At 62.5% G+C, this 5,478-nt stretch carries 5 protein-coding genes and 1 pseudogene; all 6 read right to left on the reverse strand.

Features of this window, described 5'->3' with window-relative positions:
• Positions 1–530: ABC transporter ATP-binding protein (locus EOA23_RS30995; RefSeq protein WP_145966531.1), on the reverse strand; the 530-nt coding region annotated here is incomplete at its 3' end.
• 39 nt (positions 531–569) lie between these two features.
• Positions 570–2,096: a glycerol-3-phosphate dehydrogenase gene (glpD, locus tag EOA23_RS31000; RefSeq protein WP_127306916.1), complete on the reverse strand. Its 1,527-nt coding sequence runs from the start codon at positions 2,094–2,096 to the stop codon at positions 570–572.
• Between the two features lie 126 nt (positions 2,097–2,222).
• Positions 2,223–2,990: a DeoR/GlpR family DNA-binding transcription regulator gene (locus tag EOA23_RS31005; RefSeq protein WP_042642634.1), complete on the reverse strand. Its 768-nt coding sequence runs from the start codon at positions 2,988–2,990 to the stop codon at positions 2,223–2,225.
• 124 nt (positions 2,991–3,114) lie between these two features.
• A complete protein-coding gene (locus tag EOA23_RS31010) occupies positions 3,115–4,527 on the reverse strand; it encodes an aspartate aminotransferase family protein (protein WP_127306917.1) in 1,413 nt (470 codons plus the stop codon).
• Between the two features lie 73 nt (positions 4,528–4,600).
• Positions 4,601–5,332, reverse strand: coding sequence for a peptidase (locus tag EOA23_RS31015; protein ID WP_126060703.1), 732 nt, complete (start codon positions 5,330–5,332; stop codon positions 4,601–4,603).
• A gap of 32 nt (positions 5,333–5,364) precedes the next feature.
• A pseudogene (locus EOA23_RS36700) lies at positions 5,365–5,478 on the reverse strand (transglutaminase family protein); the annotation flags it as partial.

The following is a 5,478-nucleotide window of genomic DNA, read 5'->3' on the forward strand; positions in this document are numbered from 1 at the left end:
ATCCTCGGCAATTCGGCGCGCAATTCCTCGCGCAGCTTGTAGTCGAGATTGGCGAGAGGCTCGTCGAGCAGCACCAGGCTGGCGTTCTTGACGATGGCGCGTGCAAGCGCCGTGCGCTGCTGCTGACCGCCCGAGAGGTTGAGCGGGGTGCGGTCGAGGTAAGGCGAGAGCTTGAGAAGCGCGGCGGCGTTGCGCACCTCCTTGTCGATCTTGCCCTGCTCGACGCCGGCGACCCGGAGCGGCGAAGCGATGTTCTCGTAAACCGTCATCGCCGGGTAGTTGATGAACTGCTGGTAGACCATGGCGACGTTGCGCTTCTGCACCGGCTGCCCGGTAACGTCCTTGCCGTCGAACCAGACCGAGCCGGACGTCGGCGCGTCGAGACCCGCCATCAGCCGCATCAGGCTGGTCTTGCCGGAAAGCGTCGGCCCCAGCAGAACATTCAGCGAGCCGTGCTGAAGCGTCAGCGACACGTCGCGGATATGCTCCTGCGCACCGATCGTCTTCGTCACGTTCCTCAGTTCCAGCATCACGCCTCCTCCCAGGCCTTGCGCTTCAGCAGTCGATCGTCATTCCGCCGCCGCGACGTGACGGCTGCTCAGCCCTCGCATGAATTCTTCCAGTGCCGCCGTCTGCTCGCGGCTGAAATGCAGGCCGCGCTTGGTGCGGCGCCACAGCACGTCCTCGGCGGTGACCGCCCATTCGTTCTCGGCGAGATAACGAACCTCAACCTCGAAAAGATCGGCGCCGAAATTGCGGCCAAGATCAGTATTCGACTTGGCGAGCCCGAGCAGCTTCTCCGCGCGCGTGCCGTAGAGCCGCGTGAACCGGCGCGCCAGCCTCTGGTCGAGGAACGGATAGGTCTTTTTCAGCCTGGCGACCTGCGCGTCGAAACCGGTGGCCGGAAAATCACCGCCCGGCAGCGGCGCGTCATGCGTCCAAGGCTTGCCGCGCTTGCCGAGAAAGCCTTCGATCTTCTCAAGCATCGATTCCGCAAGCCGACGGAAGGTCGTGATCTTACCGCCGAAGGCGTTGACAAGCGGGGCGACGCCCTCCCCGCCATCGGCCTTCAGCACATAGTCGCGCGTCGCTTCCTGCGCCTTGGAGGCCCCGTCGTCATAGAGCGGACGCACCGCCGAATAGGTCCAGACGATGTCGGAGCGCTTCACGGCGACCGCGAAATATTCGCTTGCCGCGGCGCACAGATAGTCGATCTCGGCGTCGGAGATCTTCACATCGTGCGGGTCGCCTGGATAGTCGCGGTCGGTCGTGCCGATCAGCGTGAATTCTTCCTCGTAGGGAATGGCGAAGATGATGCGGCCATCCTTGTTCTGGAAGAAATAGGCGCGCGGATCGTCGAACTTCTTGGCGACGACGATGTGGCTACCTTGGACAAGACGGACATTGTGGACTTCGTTCTGGCCGACGGCTGTCTGCAGAACGTGATCGACCCACGGGCCGGCGGCGTTGACGAGAAGCCGCGCGCGAACCTCTTCGGTGTCGCCAGTCAGCACGTTCTGCACCTTGATGGTCCAGGTCGGACCGTCTCGGCGCGCGCTGACGACCTTGGTGCGGGTGCGGATGATGGCGCCCCGGTCGGCGGCATCACGAGCGTTCAGCGCCACCAGGCGAGCGTCATTGACCCAACCATCCGAATATTCGAAAGCCTTGTGGAACAACGGCTTGAGCGGCTTGCCTGCCGGATCGCTCGCCATGTCCAGCGTCTTCGTCGCAGGCAGCAGCTTGCGCCCCCCGATGTGATCGTAGAGGAACAGCCCGAGCCGGATCAGCCAGGCGGGCCTCAGGCCCTTGGCGTAAGGCAGGACGAAGCGCATCGGCCAGATGATGTGCGGCGCGTTCTTCCACAGAACCTCGCGCTCCATCAGCGCCTCGCGCACCAGCCGGAACTCGTAGAATTCGAGATAGCGAAGCCCGCCATGGATAAGCTTGGTCGAGCCGGAGGACGTCCCGCTCGCCAGATCGTTCATCTCGGCAAGGTAAACCGAAAATCCGCGGCCAACGGCGTCGCGGGCGATGCCGCAGCCATTGATGCCGCCGCCGATGACGAAAATGTCATGGATCGGGGATGTGTCCAAAAGTTCCTCCAACGATTTCGCATTGCACCATTTTTGTGTTTTACGAAACCGTGACGGAATTATTTCGAACTCAAAGCGAATGTCAAACGAAATTTCATGGCTGCGTGAAACAGCCGTGAAGCGCCGCTATTCGAGCGCCGTCTCGATCAGCCGGACCTCGGTCTCCTCGCAAATCCGGCGAATCGAGGGGATGTCGCAACGATCGGTGATGAAGGTATTCACCTGCGAAAGATGGCCGATCCGGACTGGCGCCGTGCGCTCGAACTTGGTCCGGTCGGAGACCAGGATGACGTGGCGCGCATTGGCGATGATCGCCTGCGCCACCTTCACCTCGCGGAAATCGAAATCGAGAAGCGCACCGTCATGATCGATGGCCGAGGCGCCGATGACGGCGTAGTCGACCTTGAACTGGCGGATGAAATCGACGGCCGCTTCGCCAACGACACCGCCGTCGGAGCCGCGCACCACGCCGCCGGCGATCACCACCTCGATCGTAGGATAGATGCGCATCCTATTGGCAACATTGATGTTATTGGTGATGACCATCAGCCCGTTGTGGTCGAGCAGCGCTTTGCTGACGGCCTCGGTGGTGGTGCCGATATTGATGAACAGCGAAGCGTTGTCCGGGATCAACCGCGCCGCCGCGCCGCCGATCGCCTCCTTCTCGTCGGCCGCGATCTTGCGCCGCGCCTCGTATTCCATGTTCTCGATCCCGGATGGGAACAGCGCGCCGCCATGGATGCGGGTGAGCAGCCGCTGATCGCACAGATCGTTGAGGTCCTTGCGGATGGTCTGCGGCGTCACGTTGAAATGCGTCGCCAGATCCTCGACCAGAACCCGGCCGTGGTCTTTCGCCATCTGGATGATTTCGGCGTGGCGTGGCGAAAGAAACATCCGGCTTCCTCCATTTTCGTTTTTCTCCTCTATATCGGAAAACGAAAGCGAAGAAAAGGCATAAGCCGGCTAACGAAAATCACCTGATTGCAAAAGGCAAACCGGCGCCGAACGCGTCCGCGCCTCAGGACGGGCGCCGGGCAATCTCGGTTATGACGTCGAACGCGGCGTCGACATCTGCCGCCGTCGACTCGAACTGCCCCGCCTGAAAGCGGATCGCCACGCGCCCGTCGACCCGCGTTTGCGTCAAGTAAATGCGGCCGTCGATGTTGATGGCGTCCACGAGGCGCAGGTTGTGCTCGTCCGGATCGGTACCCGATGGCGCTTCGTGCCGGAATGAGAACAGCGACAGCATCGGCTCGCTGACGAGCTCGAAATCCGCTTCCCTGGCGAGCCGCGCCGCCAGTCCTTCGCTCCAGGCGACATGATTGCGGATCATAGCGCGCAAGCCCTCGAGGCCATAGGCCCGCAGCAGGAACCAGAGTTTCAGCGCGCGGAAACGGCGCCCGAGCGGCATTGACCATTCCGAATAGTTGATGATGCCGTCGTGCCCCAACGTCTTCAAAAACTCCGGCTTTATGGCCAGCGTGCGCACCAGGTCTTCCGGCTGACGAACAAACTGGATCGAGCAGTCGAACTGCGCCCCGAGCCACTTATGTGGATTGAAGACGATGGAATCGGCGCCTTCGACGCCTGCCCAGAAATGCCGGTATTCCGGGCAGATCATCGCCGATCCGGCCCAGGCGGCGTCGACATGCAGGTAAAGCCCGTGCCGCTCCGCGACCGCGGCCACCGCGGCGATGTCGTCGGTGCCGCCAATGCTGGTGCCGCCGACGCAAGCGATGATGCCTGCGGGCAGCAGGCCGGCCGCGCGATCGGCGACGATTGCGGCATCAAGCGCGGCCGGATCCATGGCACGAAAACGTCCTGAGACCGGGATGCGGACGAGGTTCTCCTCGCCGATGCCTGAGACCCAGATGGCGCGGTCGATCGAGGTATGGACCTGGTCGGAGGAATAGACGCGCAGCTTGCCCTGTCCGGCCAGCCCCTTTTTGTTGCCCTGCCAGTCGAGCGCCCGCTCGCGCATGGTGAGCACCGCCGCAAGCGTCGCCGACGAGGCCGAATCCTGGATGACGCCGGAAAAGCCCTCGGGGAGGCCAAGCGCCTGGCGCATCCAGTCGACGATGCGCGTCTCGAGCTCGGTCGCCGCCGGCGAGGTCTGCCACAGCATGCATTGCGCGGCCATCGCCGAGACCAGATACTCCGCCACGACCGAGACCGGCGCCGCATTGGCGGGGAAATAGGCGAAGAAGCGCGGATGCTGCCAATGCGTCATGCCCGGCACGATCTTTTCTTCGAAATCGGCGAAGATCTTTTCCATCGGTTCGGCCGTTTCGGGCGGCGCAGCCTCGATGCTCCGCAAGATCTCGCCCGGCGCGATTGCCGGCCGCACGGGACGGTCGCGCAGGCCGGCGCGGTAATCGACGCCCCAGTCGGCCGCCCGCCTCGACCAGTGGCGGAATGTCTCGTTGTCCATCTATCCTCCCGACCCTAGCCGCAATGCAGCGGGTAAGCCAGCTAAATGCCCAACCGGCCGCGACGTGCGGACCCTAACCGGGGAAATCCGGCAGGCTGGCAAAGGCCGACTTCAGAGCGTTCGACCAGCCGTCGGAAATGGTGCGGTAATAGGGATCGTCCTGGCCGATGCGCCTGTTGAGCCCAACCTTGAAGCTGTCGTTCTCTAGGAACAGCAGATCGAGCGGCAGCCCGACCGAAAGGTTCGATTTCAGCGTCGAATCGAAAGACACCAGAAGCAGCTTCACCGTTTCGGCCAGGCCCATTGTCCGGTCATAGGCACGGATGATGATCGGCTTGCCGTATTTCGTCTCGCCAATCTGGAAGAAAGGCGTGTCATCGGTCGACTCGATGAAATTGCCTTCCGGGTAGATCATGAACAGCCTGGGCGGGCTGCCCTTGATCTGGCCGCCCAGGATGAAGGAGGCATTGAAGTAGGAATCCGCCTTGTCGCCGTTCGGCGAGGCATGTTCGATGACTTCCTTGACCGTATCGCCGACCAGCCGCACCGTCTGGTACATGGATGGCGTTTCGAGCAGCTTCGGATGACGGTCGCCAACGGCCTTGTTGCGCTCGTCGAGCAGGCTGACCACGGCTTGCGTCGTGGCCAGGTTGCCCGCCGACATCAGCACGATCACACGTTCACCAGGCTCTTCCCAGACGTGCATCTTCTTGAAGGTCGAGATCGAATCCATGCCGGCATTGGTGCGCGTGTCCGACATGAACACGAGCCCGCGATCGATCTTGAGGCCGACGCAATAGGTCATGATTCTTCTTTAGCAGCGAATCTCGTCGGAAATTACTGCTCTACCGTGACGGTGACGGCAAGCTTCTCTTGCGCCTGCCCCAGCAGTATCCCCGAGACAGGCGAGGCGTCGCGATAGTCGCGCCCCGTCGCCACCCGCACATAGCG

The organism is Mesorhizobium sp. M2A.F.Ca.ET.042.01.1.1, from assembly GCF_003997405.1.
GTDB lineage: Bacteria > Pseudomonadota > Alphaproteobacteria > Rhizobiales > Rhizobiaceae > Mesorhizobium.